Below are 22,320 nucleotides of genomic sequence, written 5' to 3' on the forward strand. Positions count from 1 at the left end.
TGAGCCTTGCTTCGAGGATTTTCGCCATGCGTGCCACCGCTTCGATTTCGCCCGCCCGCACGGGCAAGCAGCGTCTTTTGGCGAGTTGCGCGATCGCTGCCGGGCTCTCGGCGCTCGCATTCGGCGGCCCGTCGCGGGCGCAGGTCCTGGGGTCGGGCGAAGTCGTAATCGGCACTGGGCTTGGCACCGCGACGATCGACAACGCCCCGGTCGGCAAGCCCAACACGACGCAGGTCGTCGCGAATGGCAACCAGACCGTCATCAACTGGACTCCCAGCGGCACCGCACCCGCCGGCTCGCCGATCGAGTTTCTCGCGACCGGGAACACGCTCGAATATTACGGGACCGGCGATTACACCGTTCTCAACCGTTTCGTCGCGCGCGACGGGGCCGGCAATCCGATCCCGCTCAATCAGCAGATCGCGATCAACGGCAACGTCAATTCCTATGTCGGAACGCCGGCGGCGGGATCGAGCGCGCCGCAGGGCGGCAACATCTGGTTCTACAACGCCGGCGGCATCCTGATCGGCACGAACGCCGTGCTCAACGTCGGCAGCCTCGTGCTCACCGCGAACGACATCGACTTCAACGACGGCCTCTTCGGTTCCGGCGGCGAAATCCGTTTTCGCGGCGCGCCGGGGAGCACCGCGGCGATCGAAATCGCCCCGCGCAGCTTCATCAACGCCATGAAGCCCGGCAATCCGGGCAGCAGCTATGTCGCCCTCGTCGCGCCGCGCATCGTCCAGTCGGGTGCGATCAGCAGTGACGGATCGTCGGCGCTCGTCGCCGCCGAACAGGCCGACATTACGATCAACAACGGCCTGTTCGACATCAATGTCACCGTCGGGGCCGAGGGCGGCAACGCGATCACCCACAGCGGGATCACCGGCGGGCCCGCGCATCAGGAAGGCGATACCGACCAGAGCCGCGTCTACATGGTCGCGATCCCGAAGAACGACGCGGTCACCATGCTGATCTCGGGCCAGATCGGCTATCAGGACGCGCTGAGCGCGCAGACCGAGCCCGACGGTTCGGTGCGCCTCGCGGCGGGCTATAACATCGTCGGCGGCGAAATCGCGGCGGCGCCGGTCAACACGACCGCCGCCAACATCGTGGCCAACGACGTGCTGTTCGCCAGCAACGTGGTGGCGCACGCCAGCGGCGATTTCACCGGCGGCGCGGTGCAGCAACTCCCTCCGCCCGTCCTGCCCTCCGCCCCCCCGCCCGGACAGGGCCGCTTCTTCGTCGAGGGCAACGGCACCTTCATCGGCGATCGCAGCGCGACCGTGTCGATCGGCACCAATCAGAGCGGCGGCGCCTTCGGCAACTTCACCCTCCAGTCGAACGGCAGCGGCGCGGCGGCGGGCAGCGCGACGCTGAACGTCGACGATGGCGGCACCTTCCGCGTCGGCCTGCCGAGCAGTCCCGGCGGCAATTTGTCGATCCTCGCCGGCGGGCGCCCCGACGCGACGACGGGCGACAGCCGCGGCGGCACCGCGACGCTGTCGATCGCGGGCGGCGACGTCCAGGCGGTCGGCGTCGCGGTCGCGGCGACGGCCACCGGCGGTCTCGCCAGCGACGGCAGCGGCGGCGGCGGTTTCGGCGGCACCGCGAACATCGCGGTCAGCGGCATCGGCGGCACGCTGACGGCCGATGTCATCGACGTGTCGGCCAGCGGCCGCGGCGGCGGCGTAACCATCGATTCGATGTCCAACATCATCATCGCCGATCGCGGCGGCAACGGCACCGGCGGCTCGGCGGGCATCGTTGCGAGCGGCGGCGGCAGCATCACCGCCAACGCCAGCGTCACGGTCAACGCCAGCGGCGCGGGCCAGATCGGCAATGTCCAGTCGGGCAACGGCCAGGGCGGCACCGCGCGTATCGAGGTCGCCGACGCCGGCACCTATTTCTCCGCGCCGACCACCACGATCATCGCGGGCGGGATCGGCGGCTCTCCCCTCCAAATCGACATCGGCACCTTCCTGTCAGCGGCGGGCGGCAACGGCACCGGCGGCACGGTCGAACTGGTGCTGTCGGGCGACCAGACCACGACCGCCCTGCTCGGCAACGCGACGCTCAATGCGGCGGGCACCGGGGGAAGCGCGAACGGCGACGGCAGCGCGGGCGGCGACGCGCAGGGCGGCAATGCGACGATCAGCGCCGACGGCGGCCTGTCGGCGTCGCTGAATTCGCTGACGGTCAACGTACGCGCCACCAGCGGGGGTGCGACGAGCAGCAACGGCACCAGTTCGCGCACCGGCGACGCTACCGGCGGCGATATCGACATCACCGCGAACGGCGGCGCGGCGCTGACCTCCAGCGGTTCGATCATTCTCGACGCCAGCGCCACTGCGGCTGCGGGCGAGAATCGCGGCAACGCACAGGGCGGGACGGTCCGCGTCGCCGCCGTCGGCAGCGGCGGCGACAGCCGCATCACGACGCTCGGCGAATTTCGGGTCGATGCTGGCGCGGGCGGCTTCAGCTTTGCCATTCCGGCGAGCACCGGCAGCGCCACCGGCGGCGACATCGACTTCACCGCCGACGGGGGCACGATTACCGCAGACTTCTTCAGCGTCGACGCCAATGCCGCCAGCGACAACAGCACCGGCCTCGGCGGCGCCGCCCAGGGCGGCACGATCGACCTGCGCGCCGCGAATACCGGCACCATCAGCTCGACCGGAACCTCGAACATCAGCCGTTTCGAAACCAACGCGGGAGCCGGCGTATCGCAGGGCGGATCGCCCGCGACAGGCGGCCGCATCGGTGTCGTTGTCGACGGCGGCACCCTGACATTCGGCACACGCGCCTTTTTCGAAGCGACGGGAATCGCGGGCGGCGACCAGAGCGCGGCCGGCAATCTTGTTGCCGGGCGCGGCGGGTCGATCCTGTTCCAGTCGCTCGACAATAATCTGAACCCCAGCACGATCAACTTCACCGACATTTTCGCAAATGCCGACGGGCGCGCGCAGGCCCCGTTCGAGGGGGCGGGCTTTCTGCGCGGCACCGCCGCGGGCTATGGCGGCGACGTCACCTTCGACGTGCAGGGAGGGCAGCTCACCGGCAACTCGATCCAGCTTTCGGCCAGCGGCTTCGGCAGCGAGACCGGCGACAGCGATGGCCTGGGCAGCGGCGGCCTCGCCGCCTATTCGCAGACCGGCGGGGTGGTGAACCTCAGCAATCTTGCGGTTTCAGCCGACGGCTCGGGCGGCAGCGGCCTCGGCGGCATGGGCATGGGCGGCACCGCCACGATCACGCTCGCCAGCGGCGCGCTCACCGCGAGCGACATCACCGCGGAGGCGGTCGGCCGCGGCGGTTTCGGCGATCCGGGCACCGACAGCGACCCGGCCAACGCGGTAGACGGCGAAGACGGCGGTTTCGGCCAGGGCGGCACCGCGACGATCACGCTCGACGGCGACGCCGTGGTCACGACCACGACGCTGAGCGCCTTCGCGTCGGGGCTCGGCGGCGGCGGCGGCGACTATTTCTCGGGCAACGGCATCGCGGGCAATGCCGGCAACGGCGGCGGCGCGCTCGGCGGCACCGCCACCATCACGCTGACTGCGGGCTCGCTGACCGCCACCGACATCACGACCGATGCCGGCGGCGTCGGCGGCAACGGCGGTCAGTTCTTCGATTTCAGCTCGTCGTCGTCACCCGCTGCGGGACGCGGCGGCAATGGCGGCAACGGCCAGGGCGGCACCGCGACCATCGGGCTGGCGACCACGATCACCACGACGGGCGATATCGGAAGCCTGGCGACCGGGCGCGGCGGCGACGGCGGCGCGGGCAATATCGCCGGCGATGGCGGCGAAGCGCGCGGCGGCACCGCCGAACTGGTGATCACCGACATCAGCGCCTCGACCGGCGGCGTCGTCCTCGACGCGCGCGCCGACGGCGGCGCCGGGGGCAGCGCCATGAACGGCGCAGGCGGGCGCGGCGGCTATGCCGAGGGCGGCACCGCGCGCGTCCGCGCCGAAGGCACGGGCGCCTATGCGCGCGTCACCGACGCCAATTTCATCACCACCGGCACCGGCGGCAACGGTGGCAGCGGCGGCCTGTTCGGCGGCAACGGTCCGCTGATCGGGCCACGCGGCGGTGACGGCGGCGACGGTCGCGGCGGCACCGTCGAACTGGTTGCCAATGACGGGACGATCGAAGTCGCGATCGGTAGCTCGGGCGTCGCGGGGCTCCGCAGTGGCGGGATCGGCGGCGACGGCGGCAACGGCAGCGGCAACCCGGGCTCGATCACCCTGCCCGGTCCCGACGGCATTCCCGGCACCCCCGACGACATCGTCCAGGGGCGCATCGGCGGCGACGGCGGCATCGGCGGCAGCGGCAACGGCGGCACCGTGCGGCTGACCGCCAACGGCGGCACCATCACCTCGGGCGGCAATAGCGTCGCGATCGTGGCGAACGGCACGTCGGGCAATGGCGGCAACGGCGGCGACGGCAGCGGCGGCATCGGCGCGGGCGGCGGCAGCTTCGGCACCCAGGGCGGCACCGTCGTCCTCGAATCGCGCAATTCGGCATCGAACCGCGGCCGGATCAACCTCGGCGACACCGTCATCGACGCCAGCGGCGACACCGCCGGCCGCGTCGAACTGATCGCCGACGGCAGCATCACCATGCCCAGCCTGACCGTCACGGCGGCGGGTTTTGCGGTGCTCACCAACAACGACACCGACCTCGCACCCGCGGGCATCTTCCTTGGCATCAACGACGGCGGCCTGATCCAGACCGACGGCGCCGTATCGCTGACGACGGGCAGCTCGGTGGGCGTCTATGCCCAGGGCACCGGCCAGTTCAACGTCGGCGGAACGCTCGACGTCACCGCCGACGACCAGGTCGATATCCGTCACGATTTCCGCGCCGGTACCGCGCCGACGATCCAGACCGGCGGCAGCGCGTCCTTCACCGCGGCGAACAGCATCCGCAGCGCGCCGGGCAGCCTGGTCAGCGCGGGCACCAGCCTGACGATGACCGTAACGGGCCTCAACAGCGCGATCGACGTCGATTCGCTCGACGCCGGCGGTTCGACGCTGCTGCGTGCCGACGGCGGGCGCATCAACGTCTATGGCACCACCCGTTCGGGCGACGACCTCGTCGCCAGCGCCCGCGACGAAACCGCGATCGCCAACGCCATCGCCGGCGACGACATCAACCTGCAGGGCGGCACCATCGTCGCCGGCCGGCTGATCACCGACGGCACCGGGCTCGATTCCGAACTCGATGGCAGCAACATCGTCATCGGCACCGTCGGCGCGGCCGGCGTCGACCACGCCGAAGCCGACAATGATTTCGTCGCCGACGCGGGCAGTTTCGCGACCGGACCCAATTCGATCATCACCGGCGGCGACATCGACATCACCGCGGTCGGCGCGGTCGACCTCGGCAATTCGTCGGCGGGCGGTTTTGTATCGGTGAACGGCCAGTCGATCGTCTTCGACACCATCACGGCTGGCACCACCGTCGGCCTCAACGCGACCGGGACCGCGCCGGGGGCCGAGGGTATCCTTGGCAACGGCATCGATGCCGGCGGCAACGTCACGCTGGTCGGCAACAGCATCCGCATCAACGACGGCGTCGTCACCTCGGCGTCGCTGTTCGCCGGCGCGACCGGCGGCAACGCCAGCCTCTCGGCGACGACCGACGGCGACATCACCGTCAACGCGACCGGCGATATCGGCGGCGCCTTCGCCGCGCAGGGCAACATCACCCTGACCGCGGACGGCAATGTCACGGCGCAGGCGGCGACCAGCGGCGGCTATGTCGGGCCGAACGGCGTGTCGGAGGGCTATGTGTTCGTCAACGCCGGCGGCACCGCCAACCTGCTCACGGGCAGCGGCGCCGCGACGATGGTTGGCGTCCGCGCGGGCACCAACGCGACCGTCGCGGGAACCACCGCGGGCGAGGATCTCTATGTCCTCGCTGGCAACACGGCGACGGTGACCAATTCGGTCGCGGGCGACGACATGATCGTCGCCGGTACCTGCTGCGTGATCGTCGACACGGTCTCGACCACCGGCGCCGGTCCCGACGGGCGCAGCCTGATCTTCGGCCCCTTCTCGTCGGGCGGACCCGACATGTGGCAGATCCAGACGAGTCCGGCGGACCTCTCGAGCATCGCGCTGACCGCTTCGGCGGGCACGATCGACGCGGCCGACGCCAACGCCTTCGACAATCTGACCGCAACCGCCAGCGACGTCGTGCGCTCGACCGGCACCCTCCGTTCGGGACTGGTCACCACGATCACCGGCAGCGCGCTCGATCTCGAATCGGTGACGGCGGGCACCGACATCCTGCTGACCTCGACCAGCGGCGGCATCACCGCGACCGGCGCACTGTCGGCGGGGCACGACCTCACCATCACCTCGGCAGCCGACGGCAATTTCGCCGACCTCGCCGCGGGTGACGACATCCGCATCGCGGCGAACGGCAACGTGACCGCCGCCTCGCTGCTCACTACAGCGGGCGGTCTCGACAATGAATCCGACAATTCTGGCGCCTATGTCGACACGCCGGGCAGCATCGCCATCACCGGTGCGACCAGCACGGTCGGCCAGACGCGGCTGACCGCCGGCGGCACCGTCGACACCGGCGCGATCACCGCCGACTACAGCTTCATCGACGCCGGCGGCGCAGTCAATGTCACCGGCGACATCGCCAGCGGCGGCATGTTCATCGAAGGCAGCAACGTCGCCCTCATGAACGCCGACGGCAACAGCGGCCAGATCGTCCTGCGCGCGACGGGCGGCGACGTGACCGCCGACGGCGACGTCACCACGCTGGCCTCGGTCGAGGTTCAGGCGACCGGCGCGATCGGCGTGTCTGGCGAAACGCGCGGCGGCAATTTCGTCGAGATGACCGGCGGTTCGATCTCGGTCGACGATGTCTCGTCGAACACCTATGTCGCGCTCACCGCGACCAGCGGCGCGATCAATTCGACCGGGACGATCGACGCGGGCACCGACGTGATCCTCGACGCCGCGGGCGGCGGGCAGTTCAATGCGCTCGTCGCGGGCGACGATATCGTGCTCGGCGCAGGCGGCAATGTCACCATCGCCTCGATGCGCGCCGACGGCAGCAACCCGCAGGGCGAGGAAATCGGCAGCAACGTCCGCGGCACGGTCGCCGGGGCGCTCACCGTCACCGGCGATATTTTCTCGGCCGATGATGTGGTGTTCGATGCGACGAGCATCGCGCTCCGGAATGTCCAGGCGGGCGGCTCGCTGACCGCGACCGCGACGGGCGGACCGGTGAGCATCGCCAGCGCCGATACTGCGGGCAACATCGGTGTTTCCGCCGCTGGCGACATCACCGGCAGCTACGCTGCGGGCGGCGACATCGCACTCAGCGCCGGGGGCGATATCGCCGCGTCGGCCAACGCCGCCGGTGGCTTCGTCGACCTGAGCAATGGCGACGTCGAAACCGCGGGTCATGTCTTCGTCGATGCGAGCGGCGACGTGACGCTGACCGACAGCAGCGCCGCGGGCACGCTGGGGGTCAATGCGGGCGGCGCGGCGACGCTGACCAACGCCAGCGCGGGCGAGGATATGCTCGTCCTGGCCGCGACCACCGCCGACCTTTCGGAAATCACCGTCGGTGACGACCTCGACGTCCGTGCCGCCGGCGCGATCACCGCGACCGGCGTCAGCGCGACCGGCGAAGGCCTCGACGGCTTTGCCCTCGTCTACGGCGCGAGCGGCTTCACCATCGGGCAGGGCGAGGGCGTCTCGTCGCTCGACGGCGCCGACATCGACCTGCGCTCAAGCGGCGGATCGATCACGGCGACCGGATTGTCGGCAGGCGACGACATTGTCCTTGATGCGGCGACGACGCTGGCGGTCAGCGGCGCGACGACGCTCGGGCTCGGCCAGACCGGCGGCGACAGCAGCATCCGCACCCAGAGCGGCAACGCGACCCTCGACGGGCTCGACGCCTTCGACGACATCATCGTCGGGTCGAGCGGCACCGTCGCCGTCACCGCCCCGGTGCGCGCCGGCCGCGACGCGACGATCGGCGCCGCCGCGATCACGACGGCGACCCTCGGCGAACCCAATGGCGATCCGGTGGATGCAATCGTCGCGGGCCGCGACCTCGCCGTCACCGCATCGGGCGACATCGACGCCGGTGCGGTGCGCGCGGGGCGCGACCTGTCGCTGACCGCCGGAACAACGCTCGCGGTGCGCCGCGCGGCAACCGGCGCGGGCGGCACGCTTGCGCTCGACGGCGCCGACGGCCTCACCGCCGGCTTCGTTGCAGGCGGCGGCGCGACCAGCCTGACCAGCGACGGCGGCGCCATCTTGGTCGACGGCCTGTCCTCGGCGGGGCCCGTCGCAGCGCGCGGCGACAGCATCACGATCGCCGGTGGCAGCGGCAACCTCGTGTTCAGCGCGCTCGATGCCGCTGTTGGCGACGCTTCGGTCACCAGCACGGGCGACCTGTCGGTGACCGCGGCCAACGTCGCGGGCCGCGCGACGCTGCGCTCGACCAACGGCGACCTCGCCGTGACCCAGCTCGCCGCCGCCGATGCCCAGCTCGGCGCCGACGACGCACTCACCCTCGGCGATGTGACCGCGACCAACGGCCTGCTCGGCGAAGCCGGCGGGACGCTCGCCGTCAACGGCGTGGTCACGGCGCGCGACATATCGCTCGGCTCAGGTGATATCGCGATCGCGTCGAACGGGCGGGTCGGCACCACGGGCACCACCCGGACGCTCGATCTGCGCAACACCAACGGCCGCGCCCAGACCTTCGTCGGCGGAACCGGCACGCGCAGCGGCTACCATCTCGACGCCGCCGAAATGACGCGCCTCTACGGCACCGACATCGGCATTTTCGCGCCGCAGGTCGACAACAACAACGGCGGTTTCGTGGCCGCCGCGCCCGGCGGGCTCCCGATCGGCTCGGTCGGCAGCAGCAGCCAGCCCGATGTGATCATCGACGATTTCACGATGACCGCGGGCGGATCGGGCAGCAACCTCGGCACCAGCGGAACGCTGACGATCGAAACCCCGGGCAAGGCGCGGGTGGTCGGCGACGTGCTGTTCACGGGCATGAGCGACACCAACGGCCTCACGATCCGCGCACGCGACGCGCTCGAGGTGATCCTCGGCGAAGGTTCGATCAGGCTGACCGGCGCCAGCAGCAGCGGGACAACCACCCCCGCCGGCCTGCTGACCCTCGTGTCGGCGGACGTCATCGTCGCGACCGCAAGCGTGATCGCCGACGTCGCGGCGGCCGCGGATACCGACGCGATCGACGACCGGCTGGCGCAGAATGACGGCATCACCAGCGACGATGGCGCGCTCTACGCGGGCGGCATCGATGTCGGCGTCGAGGGCGGCTTCTACGTCCAGAACAGCGGCGCGGGCACGCGTTTCGCCGAACGCCGCGGGCTGACCTTCGGGGCGCAGGGGCTGAATGTGACCACCGCGGGGACCGACACGCGGATCGTCGTCAACGGCGTCCATCTCGGCGCCTCGGGGCCCGTCACCGGGCTCGACGCCATCGCGCAGCTTTCGATCAACGGCACCGCGGTGGGCAGCGCGCCCTCGACCGGGGGCAGTTTCGACCCGCGCTCGACGATGAACGGCTGCCTGATCGTCAGCTCGGGCGCCTGCGCCTTCCAGGAGTTCGAAACGAGCTTCCCGGTGCAGGACCTGATCGAGGAAGAGGACAAGGAAAGCGCGGGCAAGAACGGCGAGGGTCAGGGCCTTCCGACCCCGCTGATCACGATGCGCGACCTCGATCCGCTCACCGGCGAGCCGCTCGTCGACGATCCGGTGACCGGCGCGGGCAACGACGACCTGTGGTCGCCGCCGAGCGAATAGGCCGGCGTCGGTCCGGGAATGCTTCGCCACCCCTGAAAGCAGAGGCCCGCTTTGGGGTGGGGAGCTGCGGATTGAGCGACGAACCGGTTTCCCCTCCCGCGTGCGGGAGGGGCAGCGAGGCTTGCCAGCTTGCTGGCTAGCCGCAGCGGGGTGGGCCATCGCGACGCCGCGGCCCACCCCCGACCCCTCCCGCAAGCGGGAGGGGAGAAGAATGGCCGCTTCCGGTCGCTTACTGCCATTCAGCCTTGCCGCGCAGCGACGGGGACGTGACAGCGCGTAGCGCTGACGGAAGGGCCATAGCGCGGCACCGTCTCCCCTCCGCATATCCCGTGCGTGCAATCCGGTTGACGGCAAACCCCGGTGCGGGGCATGGGCCGGGGATGACCGACACCCCTGCCCCGCCGCTCCAGCTGTTCAACAGCCTGACGCGCAGTCTCAAAATCTTCGAGCCCGTCCACTCCGGCGAGGCGCGTGTCTACAGCTGCGGTCCGACGGTCTATAACTACCAGCATATCGGCAATATGCGCGCCTATGTCTTCGCCGACACCCTCGGCCGCGCCCTCTCGTTCAAGGGCTATGCGCTGCGCCACATCATCAACATCACCGACGTCGGCCATCTGACGTCGGACGCCGATGCCGGCGACGACAAGATGGAGAAAGCGGCCGCGCAGCAGGGCAAGACCGCGTGGGACATCGCCGCCTTCTATACCGCCGAGTTCAAGCGCGACCTCGATTGGCTCCATGTTCGCAGCCCCGCGAAATGGACCGTCGCGACCGACTATGTTCCGCGCATGATCGAATTTGCGAAGCGGATCGCCGACGCGCATTGCTACGAACTTGAAAGCGGCCTCTATTTCGACGTCTCGACCGTTGCCGATTACGGCCGGCTCGCGCGCGCGGTGACCGACGAAGGCGAAGCCCGGATCGAAGAGGTGGAGGGCAAGCGCCACGCCGCCGATTTCGCGATCTGGCGCAAGACCCCGGCGGGCGAGACGCGGCAGATGGAATGGGATTCGCCGTGGGGTCGCGGCGCGCCGGGCTGGCATCTCGAATGCTCGGTGATGGGCGAGGCCGAACTCGGCATGCCGTTCGACATCCACACCGGCGGCATCGATCACCGCGAAATCCACCACCCCAACGAGATCGCGCAGAATCAGGCGTATCGCGGCTGCGGCAGCCTCGATTGCGCCGAACATTCAGGCGCGCGGCTGTGGATGCACAATAATTTCCTGATCGACCGCGGCGGCAAGATGTCGAAAAGCACCGGCGAATTCCTGCGGCTTCAGTTGCTGGTCGATCGCGGCTATCACCCCCTCGCCTACCGGCTGATGTGCCTTCAGGCGCACTACCGCAGCGAGCTGGAATTTTCCTGGGAGGGGCTTGGTGCGGCGCTGACGCGGCTGAAGCGGCTGGTGATGGCGGCGGCATCGGTGCGCGAGGCAGATCCGGTCGCGGTGGCCGACCGCCGCCTGACCGACCTGCTCGCAAAATTCGATGCGGCGATTTCGGACGACCTCAACACCGCGGTCGCACTGACCCTGCTCGAAGATGCGGCGGCAATGAAAAAGCTCGACGCCGGACAGAAACGCGCGGCGATCGCCGCGATGGATGCGGTGCTCGGTCTCGACCTGCTGACGATCGACCGCGCCGACCTGCGCCTTCGCCCGAAGGCAGCAACGATCACCGCGGAGGCGATCGAAGCCACGCTCGTGCGCCGCAAGGAAGCCCGCGCGGCCAAGGATTTCGCTGCCTCCGACGCGCTCCGCGACGAACTCATCGCCGCCGGGGTTGAAGTGATGGACGGCGACCCGCTCGGCTGGGACTGGCGACTGGAGGCCTGACGGCCCTCCCTCGGCCCTGCGGACTGCCACCGCCCCATTGCAACTCAGCGGAGAGGGTCGGGAGGTTTCCAATCCTCCCCATCGACTTGCGATGGGAGGGCCCCCCTCGCGAAGCGAGTGGTGGAGGGGTAACGACGATGCGTCCTGACAGACTCGCCCGATCCGTCCGCACCAATGGCTGCACGCTCGCCGTATCAACACATTGTGACTTTCCGCTCGCGACGCGCTGGACAGTCTGGTTTCCGTTGCCCAATCTATTGTCGACATTGTCGAAAATCGCTTGGTAGAGTTCGCCAAGGCCCCTCCGTCATCGCTTCGCGATGCCACCTCCCCATCGCAGGTCGATGGGGAGGACAAAAAGGAAGATTTATGACCAAAACCGTCACCGTCCTCTCGGGCCTGATCCGGCCGCTCGTCGAGAACCGCCTCCCCGACTGGGTCGAGCCGCTTTTCTTCCAGTCAAAGGAAGAAGCGATGAGCCTCGCGCCGCAAGCCGAAATCGGCTGGTTCGACATGTACGACAAGCGCGACATGGCCGCCGCGATCACCGCGGCGACACGGATGAAATGGCTCAATTCGATCTATGCCGGGGTCGACGGCATCCCGCTCGACCTGCTCGCGCAGCGCGGCACCGTCGTCACCAACGGCGTCGGCATCAACGCGATCACCATCGCCGAATATGTCGTGATGGGCATGCTCACCGTCGCCAAGGGCTATCGCGAGGTCGTGCGCGCGCAGGAACGCCGCGAGTGGCTGCACGAATCTCCGGGCAAGGTCGAACTTTACGGGTCGAAGGCGCTGCTGCTCGGTTACGGCGCGATCGGCAAGCTGGTCGAGGAGCGGCTGCGGGCGTTCAACGTCGACGTCACCATCGTGCGCCGGACACCGGGCCCCAATTCCCTCGGTCCCGACCAGTGGCGCGAACGGCTCGGCGACTATGACTGGGTGATCCTCGCGGTGCCCGCGACGCCCGAGACCGACGGCATGATCGGCGCCGCCGAACTCGCGGCGATGAAATCGACGGCGACTTTGGTCAACATCGCGCGCGGCAGCGTCGTCGACCAGGCAGCGCTCGTCGCCGCGCTCGACAGCCAGCAGATCGGCGCCGCCTTCCTCGACGTCACCAACCCCGAGCCGCTGCCCGTCGACGATGTGCTGTGGAGCCTCGACAACGCGCATATCACCATGCACCTGTCAGGCCGCGCGCAGGACAAGATGTTCCTCCGGTCCGCCGAGCGTTTCCTCGAAAATCTCGGCCGCTGGCACCGCGGCGAAGCCGTCGCGCCGCAGGTCGACCTGCTGCTCGGCTATTAACCCGGCCGCTCAGCCTTCAGTTCGCGCACGAGCGGCTGCAGCCGCGCGTCATATTTGGCGAGCATCGTGTGTGCGCCGGCATGGTCGTAGAAGCTCACCAGTTCGCGTCCGTTCCAGCGGTGGAGCGCATAGGCGGGGTCCTCGGCGACGATCATCGGGCGGTCATCGGGATGATCCTCGTCGATCGGGCGAAGGTCGAGCGACACCTGCGGCGCGGTCGACGAGCAGATGGCGATCGTCCGCCCCTCCCACGCCACGGTGACGCTGCGATGCAGATGCCCGCAGATCAGCCCGCGCACCTGGCCGTGCCGCCGCACGACGTCGGTGAAGATCGCGACCCACGGCTCGTCGGGATGCGTGTTCATCCACTCGATCCCGCTCTCGACCGGCGGATGGTGCATCACGATATAGGTCGGCTTGTCGGGCACCTTCGCCAGCTCTGCGTCGAGCCACGCCGCGCGACCTTCGCAAAAGGCACCGCCGTGGCGCCCTTCCTTGAGCGTGTCGATCGTCACCAGCCGCAGTTCGGGCAGGTCGACGCTGTACTGGACGAAACCGTTGCCGTCGGCGAAGCCCGGGAACTGCGCGTGGAAATTGGCGCGCAGGTCATGATTGCCGACGCTAGGCCATACGGGAAAGGGGCAGCGCGAGAAAGCGGTGGCGAGGCGGCGATAGCTGTCGGGATCGCCGCGGTCGGTGATGTCGCCGGTGGCGAGCAGCAGGTCGGGCCGGTTCGGGCCCTCGATCAGCACGTCGAGCACCTCGTCGAGCCGCTTGCGGTTATATTCGGCCGGATTGTCCGGATCGAACCCGATGTGGATATCGGTGATCTGGGCGATCAGCATGCGCGTCCCCTGCCTTGGGCCGGTTGGTCCGACCGCCCCTTGTTCATCCGCCCCGTTCCGCCTGGCGCAACACCGGGGCCCGCCACGTCACCTCATAGAGCCCCCGCCCTGTCGAAGCCGTGACCTTGCGCCCAGTCTGCCGCCCTTGCCCCGGCGCGTCTGTGATTGCGATCACTTTCTTCTTGCGCTGCTGCGGGGGCATCCACGGCTTGCCGTCGTCGCTGTGATATTCGTGGCACATCGCGCACGGCGATTCGGTCGCGGTCTCGACCTTCACCAGCCGCGCGCCGTCCTCGCCGACATGGCAGTCGCGGCACTGGGTGAGGCCGGGAACGAGGAAGTCGGTGGACGCCTTCGACCCTTCGGCCGCGGTGTGGCAGTCGGCGCAGTCGGTCTCGCGGTGCGCGTCATGGTCGAACCAGCCCTTCTCCAGGAAGCGCGGCGTCTGGTTGACCGCCATCACGCGCCAATTGTTACCCGATGCCGGAGCAAAGATGGTGTGACAGTCGTAACAGGCCCCGCCCTTCGAAAAGACCGCGCGCACCGCATCCTCCGCTCGGCCGGGGCGCACCGCAACCTCGCGGAAATAGATGTTGTACACCTGCCCTTCGGCATAGGCGCCCGGCCGCCGCCGCTGCATGCCGCCGAGTTGCAGCGGGCGCGCCGGCGGGGTCGAACGATAATAGGCGGTGAGGTCGGCGACCACCTGTCCGGGCTCGCCGTGGCGCAGCGTCCGCGTCACCCCGCCCACGGTCTCGAACGCCAGACTGTGGCACATCGCGCAGTCGCGCTCCATCTCGACCGGCTTCACGCGCACCCCGTCGGCCTCGACGCGGTGACAGTTCTGGCACTCGAGCTGCTTGCCGAAATCGTAGCGCCCGCGGAAGCTCGCCGCCATGCGCGCGACCCCGCCGGTCGCCTGCAGGTGCAGGTCGTGCGGGAATTTGAGGCCGTTGTAGTCGACCAGCCCCTTGGTCATCGGCGTGCGCGCCGGCTTCGCCCCCGGCGCGGCGCGGACAAGCGGGCGGAACTCCGGATGGCCGGTACCGAAATCGGACGCATCGGCGAGCGCGGTCGGATGCCCCGCAGCCTTCAGCCGCCCCGCCATACCGTCGTGACAGTCGGCGCAGAATTTCTGCGGCGTCGCCGCCATCGGCCCCGCGCCTTCATGCTCGGTATGGCATTCGACGCAGCGCCCCTGCGGGCGGTTGAATGCCTCGCCGACATTGGCGAGCAATTTGTCGAACCCACCCTTCGGCGCGCGCGCGGCGAGCAGCATCGCGGTGGGCGCATTGGCGTGCGCCGCACTCATCGCCTTGTGCTCGCCGGTGTGGCAGCCGACGCACGCCGTGTCGGTCACCGCGACGAACGGCTCGACGTGGCACGACTGGCAATCGTCCTTCAGGCTCTTGTGCGCGCTCGACAGTGGCCCCGAACTCCAGCTGCTGTCGGCGTGGAACCCCTGCGGCCGTTCGTCGACGTTGCGATAGCTGTGCCACGCCCAGATCGGCCCGACCAGAAAGGCGAGCAGCATCAGCACCGCAAAGGTCCACGCGCCGACGCGCTTGCCCGGCATCACCCCCGCCAGCGAGAAGGCCTTGACCTCGTCAACGTCCTTCGACGACTGCGACAGTTCGTCGATGCGTTCGACGAGCAGGATGATCTGCTCGGCCTCGCGCGCGATCGTCAGCCGGTGCCCGCCGAAACGCAGCTCGGCCCCCGCCGCGCTGTCGATATCGGCGAGTGTTTCCGGCCGCCCGTTGATATCGAACCCCAGCCCCTCCAGCGCGGCGATGCGGACATGCCGCCCGTCGGTGCTGCTGATCGTCGCGTGGTGCGGGTTCACCGCCAGGTCGGCGATATGGATGACATTGCCGCCCTCGCGGCCGAGCGTGATCGTATCGCCGGGCAGCGCCTGGTCGCGGATGATCTGCTTGCCCGTCTTCGTCGTCGAGATCCGGCGCAGGATGAAGCTCATGGGTCCCCTCCCCCGCCTTACCAATAGAAAAAGACGCTGATGATGTGCGCCGACAGCGCCGCGATCAGCGCAAAGGTCAGCGGCACATGCACATAGAGCCAGATTTCGAGCAGCGCGCGCAGGCGGAGGTGCTGGCGCAGCCGCGCGAGCGCCGCCTCTTTCTGCGACAACAGCCCGATCACCTTGTCGCGCGCCTCGATCTCGCTGCTGCGCGACGCGCCGAGCGCGCGCAGCGCGGCAGCCGTCGCGTCATTGGGGTATCGCCCCGACAGACGCGCGCGGATCCCGCCGGCGAACGGATCCTCGTCGAGGCTGGCGAGCACGGGCGCGGTATCCTGCGGCGTCAGCGGCTGCGCCGCAACGTGGAGCTGGCGGTCGAAGGCACGGATCGCCTCCAGCATCTGCATTTGCGTCATCTCGTCGCGGTTGTTCGACAGCGCGGCGGGCAGCATCGCATAGACCACCACGCCGTACATCCCCGACAGGATGACGAGCATCATCAACGTCCAGGCGAGCGTATGGACGTTCCAGCCGAGCTGGAATCCCGTGTGCCACGTGCCGACGACGATCAGGCTGAGCCCCAGATAGACATGCGCCGAGGTCCACGCCTTGAGCGACCAGTAATCGCGCGTCATCTTGCGCTTGCGATACCCCAGCGCGGTGAGCCACAGGATCAGCCCCGCGCCGAGCGTGCCGAGCGTATAGCCGTACCAGCTGCCGCCATTGTGACGCGGAGTGACGTCGACCAGCATGTAAGAGACGATGATCAGCAGGCACAGCCCGCCCGAAATCTTCGCCCAACGGAAACCGGCGTAACGCAAAAAGCCCTCGTGGCGCCGCTCGCGCACGCGCTCGACCTGGGTCGCCTTGCTGCGACGCCCCAAAAATTTTCGCGAAAACAGACTGGCCATCAGCCGGCGTCCTCCTCGAGCCGCGCGATCGACAGGAACTCCTCGGGCGACACGCGGATCGCGGCGCCGGTCGGGCACGCACGCACGCACGCCGGGCCGCCGGCGATACCCTTGCACATGTCGCATTTGACCGCGATCTTCTTGGGTTTCTCTTCGCCCAGCTGCTTCTTGGTCCATTTGGGCGACGGTTCGCCCGGCCCCGGACCAAAGCCGGTGAGCAGCCAGCGCAGCAGGCTCGGCTTGGGCGGCGGCGCCGCTTCCATGCGGATCACGCCATAGGGGCAGTTGCGCATGCAGTTGCCGCAGCCGATGCAGCCCGGCTCCATGAACACTTCGCCGTCGGGGCCGCGATGGATCACGTTCGGCGGGCAATCGGCCATGCAGTGCGGATGCTCGCAGTGGCGGCAGCTCGTCGGGACATGCAGGTGCGCAAAGGTCTTGCCCGCCTCGCGATCGAGCCGCGACAGGCCCTCGTGGCTGTCGGCGCACGCCTTTTCGCAATTGTCGCAGCCGACGCACAGATTCTCGTCGATCAGCAGCGCGTCGGTCGCCTCGCCCAACCCTTCCTTCATGATGAAGCTGGCGGTGTCCGAATAAAGATCGACCGCGCTCGAATAGCTGGCCTTGCGCGATTCGATGAAGTTGTTCATCTGCGCGCGTTCGGCGACCGCCGCCTCGGTCGCCTCGCGGACCTGCGGCCGTTTGGCCAGCATCTTGCGGAAGCTGTCGCCGGTCAGCTTGATCAGTTCGGCCCCGACCGCCGCCTTCACCGTGGCGTTGCGCGGCGCCCCGCTGAGCACGCCCATTTCGCCGAAAAAACTGCCCGCAGGCAGATATCGCAGGAAGATCGGCTTGCCGCCGATATCCTTCTCGACCACCATCGACCCCGACCGGATGACATAGACGTCGTCGCCCTGCTCGCCCTCGGTTAGCACGACTTTGCCCGCGGGTACGCGTTCGACCTCGGCGGTGTCGACGACGGGGCCCAGATCCTCGACGGTCAGCCCACCCTTGAAGATCTGGAGCAGCTGGCGTTCGAGCGAAATGCGGTTGATCACGCGCTTGGCGCCCGGCACCGCCGCCATCAGCTTGAGCGCCGCGGTGCGCGACACCTCGACGAAGATGCTGTCCTCACCCGCGCGGATCGTCGCGCCGCGCTTGCGGCCCGAAATCAGCCCGACCTCGCCAAAGATCGACCCTTCCTCGATCGGCACGGTGAAATCGGGACCGACCTCGACCAGCGCATGACCGTCGGCGATCGCGAACAACGACGATCCCGGTTCGCCCTTTTCGAAAACGACGTCGTCCTTGCGGTAAAAGGCGACCTTCGAATCGAGCATGAATTCGCGCATCTGGAGCGGCGACACGTCGGCGAAGATGCGCACCCGCGACCGCAGATATTCCAGCCACTCGCTGACCGTCTTTTTCTCCGGCAGGTCGGCGAAGATCGCCGCCAGATCCTTCTCGTCGGCGGGGGTCAGGGCGGTGTTGCCGTTGATGAACTCGACGACGTCATAACCCTGATTCATGCAATGCTTGATCAGCGGATAACCCGCGAGCGCGCCGATCACGAAGATGCCGGGAACCGTCGATTCGAACGTCGGCGACAGTTTCGGAAAGGCTTCGCGGTCGGGACCGGTAAACTCGATCCCCATCGATTCGACGAAGCCGCGCGGCGCGACCGATCCCAGTCGCGCGACGATCACGTCGCACTGGATCCGCTCGTCGCCGGTCGGGGTCTCCAGCGTCAGCCAGCCGGGTTCGACCAGCTTCGGCTGGGTCTCGGTGCGGATCGACATGAAACCATTCTCGCCCGCCTCCATCATGTCGGAGACATTCTTGGCCTTGGCGCGCGCGAAATCCTTTGAGCGATTGAGGATGGTGACGGTGTTTTCGAGCGCTTCCTCGGCGACCCCGAGCGCGTTTTCGATCCCCGCGTCGCCCGATCCGACGACGGTGATATGCTTGTCCTTGAAATCCTCGGGGTCGTCGACCGTGTAGATGATGTGCGGCAGGTCGGCGCCGCCGCAGCGCATCCGGTTCGGATTGCCCTGCGTGCCGATCGCGAGGACGATATTTTCGGCCCTGTAGACGTCGCCCCTGGCGGTCTTGATCTCGAACGCGCCCTGCTGCCCGGTCACTTCGGTGACCTCGGCATGCTTGACGACGTTGACCTTGTTGTTCGCCGCATCCTCGTCCCAGTTGGCGAGGATATATTCGCGCGCGCCCTCGGCGAAACGGCAGTCGGAACGCAGGTCGAGCCGATCGGGCGTCGCGAGCACACGCTTGCCCTTCTGATATTTGAAGATGGTGTCGGAGAGATGGTCGGTCTTTTCGAGCAGGACGTGGCTCATGCCGAGCTGTCCCGCGCGCGACGCCGCGCTCAGCCCCGCGGGACCCGAGCCGATGATCGCGACCCGGACGATATCGGGAGCCGGCTCGCTCATGCGCGCGCGCCCTCACGGCGGGCGACGCGAGCGAATCCGGCCATGACGTTGACGAACCTGCGCACGGGCATCCCTGTCCCCCTATCGCCAGCCCCCCGGCGAACACAAAACGGATGCGACCCGGACTTATGTCCTGGAACGAAAGCTATGCCCTTGAAAGCGAGGGCAGGTCAACAAGCGAGGCAGAGATTCGCCTTGCTGCGATACGTTCGCAACAGAGCGGTTGTCGCCCGTCAGGGTGCGGGCCGGACCTGGTTGTCGACGCCCTGTACCGCGATGCGCGGCTTGCCCTTTCCGTTCACGCGCCATGTCACGACATTGTCGACGCCCGAGACGCTGAGCGGCGCGCCGGGACGCAGGACGATGGCGATCCGGTTGTCGACTCCGTTGACCGTCAGCGCGGGACAGTCACCGGTGAAACTGATGCGGTTGCCCGTCCCCGACACTTCGGCGGGGCGTCCTTCACAATCGACCTCGTGCATCTGGTCGACGCCGTTGATCGTCGAGCCGTTGCGGGTTCCCGCACCTTCGCTCCGCTGCATTGCCAGCGAGGGCGAAGCGGCGAGCAGGCTGAACAGGGCGGCCGGGAACAGCATCCGGATGGCGGTACGGTTTCGAAACAAGGCGGTCTCCTTCGTTTCCCGCCTCTTATTCCCCTGTCCGTTCAATGATATGGAAATCGCCCCGCGTCAACGGCGCGTTCAGGCCAGCTCGAACTGGGCCGCGATCGCGTCCGACGCGATCGGCTCGAAGCGCGACCAGCCGTCGGGACCCAGTCGTTCGAGCGGACGGAAGCGCGCCTTGTACGCCATGCGCGCCGAATTCTCGATCCAGTAGCCGAGATAGACATAGGGCAGCCCGGCCCTCGATGCGCGCGCGACATGGTCGAGGATGATATACGTCCCCAACCCCTCGCGCATCGGGTGCGCTGCGTCGAAGAAGCTGTAGATCATCGACAGTCCGTCGCCCTGCCGGTCGGTCAGGCAGCAGCCGATCAGCCGGCCGCGACTGCCGTCGGCCGCCGGCGGCTCGCGATATTCGATCAGATAGCTATCGACCGGGGTCTGCTCGACCATGTCGGCGAAATCCTGCTCGTCCATGTCGGCCATGCCGCCATCGGGATGGCGCGCGCCCAGATAGGCGCGCAGCAGCGCGTACTGCTCCTCTGTCGCCCAGGGCTTGCACGCGGTGGCGACCAGGTCGCCGTTGCGACGCAGGTTGCGCTTCTGCGAATTGCTCGGCGCAAAATCGGCCGCGGCGACGCGCACCGACACGCATGCCGAACAGTCGGCGCAGCTCGGGCGGTAGGCGACCGACTGGCTGCGGCGAAAGCCGATGCGTCCCAGCGCATCGTTGAGTTCGCCCGCGCTGTGGCCGTTGAGCTCGGTGAACACCTTGCGCTCGGTCTTGCCCGCCAGATAGGGGCATGGCGCGGGGCTGGTGACGAAAAAGCGCGGAAAACGGAACGGGGCGGACACGCGAATTTGACCTCCGGACTGTGATGCGGATCCCCCCGATGCGGGTCCGACGCGCCATCTGCACCGACTATGCCGCCGCACGTCAATGGTGCAAAGGAGATTTACCATTTTTGCGCGTCCCGAACTGAATCAAGTTCGCAACTTCCTGAATCGACCGCTAACTTTTGTGCCGATTTGAATCGCTCAGGCGTAACCCTTGAGCTCGTCGCCGGTCAGCGTCGCGACGTGGAGCACGTTGGTCGACCCCGGCGTGCCGAACGGAACCCCCGCCATCATCACCAGCTTCGCACCCGCGCGCCCGATCCCATGGCGCAGCGCCATGCGCTTGCCCTTGGCGATCATCTCCTCGAAACTGCCGATGTCCTTGGTCGGCACCGCATGCGCGCCCCAGAGCAGCCCCATGCGCCGCGCCGCCTCCTTCCTGGGCGTCAGCACCAGCAGCGGCGCGCCCGGCCGCTCGCGCGCGACGCGGCGCGCGGTCGATCCCGACGCGGTGAAACAGATGATCGCGTCGGCCGCGATCGTCCCGATGATGCTCCCCGCCGCCTCGGCGAGCGCGTCGGCGGTCGTCGCGTCGGGCACCGTCTCGGTGAAGTGCAGCCGGCGGTAATAGTCGGGATCGCTTTCGACCGATCGCGCGATGCTGTCCATCATCGTCACCGCCTCGACCGGCCAGGCGCCCGCCGCGGTCTCGGCCGACAGCATGATCGCGTCGGCGCCGTCATAGACCGCGGTCGCGACGTCGGACACTTCGGCGCGCGTCGGCGAGGGCGAGACGATCATCGATTCGAGCATCTGCGTCGCGACGACCACCGGCTTGCCCATCCGCCGCGCGGTCGCGACGATCCGCTTCTGGAGCGGCGGCACCGCTTCGGGCGGCAATTCGACCCCCAGGTCGCCGCGCGCGACCATCGCCGCGTCGGCGAGCTCGAGGATCTCCTCGAGCCGCTGCACCCCCGCGGGCTTCTCGAATTTGACGAGCAGCGCCGCCTTGCCGCCGATCAACCGCCGCGCCTCGGCGACATCCTCGGGGCGCTGGACGAACGACAGCGCGATCCAGTCGACATGCTGTTCGAGCGCAAAGGTCAGGTCGCGGCGGTCCTTTTCGGTCAGCGCCGCAAGCGGCACCACGACATCGGGAACGTTGACCCCCTTGCGGTCCGAAATCCTGCCGCCGACCTCGACCACCGTCTCGATCCGCCCGGGCGAAACCGCCTGCACGCGCAGCACCAGCTTGCCGTCGTCGATCAGCAGCCGCGTGCCGGCTTCGAGCGCCGCGAACAGCTCGGGATGCGGCAGATGGACGCGCGTCGCATCGCCGGGCGCCGGGTCGGCGTCGAGAACAAAGCCCGCGCCCTTGACCAGTTCGGCGGGCCCGTCGCGGAACGCCCCGACACGCAGCTTCGGCCCCTGCAGGTCGACGAGGATCGTCGTCGGCCGCCCGGTTTCCTTCTCGAGCGCGCGGATCGCCGCGATCACCTTCGCATGGCCTTCATGATCGCCATGGCTCATGTTGACGCGAAAGGCGTCGGCGCCCGCGCGATGCAGTTCGGCGATCATCGCGGGATTGGCGCTGGCGGGGCCCAGCGTCGCGAGGATACGGACCTTGCGCTGGCGGGGGGTAAAACTCTGGACCACGAAAGCTCCGGTCGAAATGGGGGTGAATGTCGGCG

The 22,320-nt window shown here is 68.4% G+C and carries 10 protein-coding genes; 3 read left to right on the top strand and 7 right to left on the bottom strand.

Annotation, left to right across the window (positions count from 1 at the left end):
- The first annotated feature begins 26 nt into the window (after nt 1-26).
- The 3 genes from EAO27_RS12645 to EAO27_RS12655 all read left to right on the top strand — a co-directional run bounded on the left by EAO27_RS12645 (nt 27) and on the right by EAO27_RS12655 (nt 12,988).
- Nucleotides 27-9,833 carry a hypothetical protein gene (locus tag EAO27_RS12645; protein ID WP_242770223.1) on the top strand — a complete coding sequence of 3,269 codons (9,807 nt, stop codon included), beginning with the start codon at nt 27-29 and terminating at the stop codon, nt 9,831-9,833.
- Between the two features lie 380 nt (nt 9,834-10,213).
- On the top strand, nt 10,214-11,674 hold the full coding sequence (gene cysS / locus EAO27_RS12650) for a cysteine--tRNA ligase (protein ID WP_242770225.1): 1,461 nt from the start codon (nt 10,214-10,216) through the stop codon (nt 11,672-11,674).
- A gap of 369 nt (nt 11,675-12,043) precedes the next feature.
- Entirely contained in the window at nt 12,044-12,988 is a 945-nt protein-coding gene (locus EAO27_RS12655) for a D-2-hydroxyacid dehydrogenase (protein WP_242770229.1), read from the top strand.
- On the opposite strand, the gene EAO27_RS12660 is transcribed toward EAO27_RS12655, so the two are convergent.
- The 7 genes from EAO27_RS12660 to pyk form a co-directional block, all read right to left on the bottom strand.
- Complete coding sequence (locus EAO27_RS12660; RefSeq protein ID WP_242770232.1) at nt 12,985-13,833, bottom strand: phosphodiesterase; 849 nt, start codon at nt 13,831-13,833, stop codon at nt 12,985-12,987. The genes EAO27_RS12655 and EAO27_RS12660 overlap by 4 nt on opposite strands.
- Before the next feature lie 43 nt (nt 13,834-13,876).
- Nucleotides 13,877-15,811 (bottom strand): cytochrome c3 family protein, encoded by a 1,935-nt coding sequence (locus tag EAO27_RS12665; protein WP_242770235.1) that lies wholly within the window; start codon nt 15,809-15,811, stop codon nt 13,877-13,879.
- A gap of 17 nt (nt 15,812-15,828) precedes the next feature.
- Nucleotides 15,829-16,722: a hypothetical protein gene (locus EAO27_RS12670; protein WP_242770238.1), complete on the bottom strand. Its 894-nt coding sequence runs from the start codon at nt 16,720-16,722 to the stop codon at nt 15,829-15,831.
- Nucleotides 16,722-19,169, bottom strand: coding sequence for a cyclic nucleotide-binding domain-containing protein (locus EAO27_RS12675; RefSeq protein WP_242770241.1), 2,448 nt, complete (start codon nt 19,167-19,169; stop codon nt 16,722-16,724). The genes EAO27_RS12670 and EAO27_RS12675 overlap by 1 nt, the downstream gene beginning before the upstream one ends.
- Before the next feature lie 233 nt (nt 19,170-19,402).
- On the bottom strand, nt 19,403-19,792 hold the full coding sequence (locus EAO27_RS12680) for a DUF3060 domain-containing protein (RefSeq protein WP_242770244.1): 390 nt from the start codon (nt 19,790-19,792) through the stop codon (nt 19,403-19,405).
- A gap of 78 nt (nt 19,793-19,870) precedes the next feature.
- Entirely contained in the window at nt 19,871-20,647 is a 777-nt protein-coding gene (locus EAO27_RS12685; RefSeq protein ID WP_242770247.1) for an arginyltransferase, read from the bottom strand.
- A gap of 183 nt (nt 20,648-20,830) precedes the next feature.
- Nucleotides 20,831-22,285, bottom strand: a complete 1,455-nt coding sequence (pyk, locus tag EAO27_RS12690) for a pyruvate kinase (protein WP_242770250.1) — start codon at nt 22,283-22,285, stop codon at nt 20,831-20,833.
- Between the last annotated feature and the right edge of the window lie 35 nt (nt 22,286-22,320).

Source organism: Sphingopyxis sp. YF1 (assembly GCF_022701295.1).
GTDB lineage: Bacteria > Pseudomonadota > Alphaproteobacteria > Sphingomonadales > Sphingomonadaceae > Sphingopyxis.

What these genes read in the sequence shown, in the direction of transcription:
- EAO27_RS12645 (WP_242770223.1), top strand. Translation starts at nt 27, where the DNA reads ATGCGTGCCACCGCTTCGATTTCGCCCGCCCGCACGGGCAAGCAGCGT.
- cysS (WP_242770225.1), top strand. Translation starts at nt 10,214, where the DNA reads ATGACCGACACCCCTGCCCCGCCGCTCCAGCTGTTCAACAGCCTGACG.
- EAO27_RS12655 (WP_242770229.1), top strand. Translation starts at nt 12,044, where the DNA reads ATGACCAAAACCGTCACCGTCCTCTCGGGCCTGATCCGGCCGCTCGTC.
- EAO27_RS12660 (WP_242770232.1), bottom strand. Translation starts at nt 13,833, where the DNA reads ATGCTGATCGCCCAGATCACCGATATCCACATCGGGTTCGATCCGGAC.
- EAO27_RS12665 (WP_242770235.1), bottom strand. Translation starts at nt 15,811, where the DNA reads ATGAGCTTCATCCTGCGCCGGATCTCGACGACGAAGACGGGCAAGCAG.
- EAO27_RS12670 (WP_242770238.1), bottom strand. Translation starts at nt 16,722, where the DNA reads ATGGCCAGTCTGTTTTCGCGAAAATTTTTGGGGCGTCGCAGCAAGGCG.
- EAO27_RS12675 (WP_242770241.1), bottom strand. Translation starts at nt 19,169, where the DNA reads ATGAGCGAGCCGGCTCCCGATATCGTCCGGGTCGCGATCATCGGCTCG.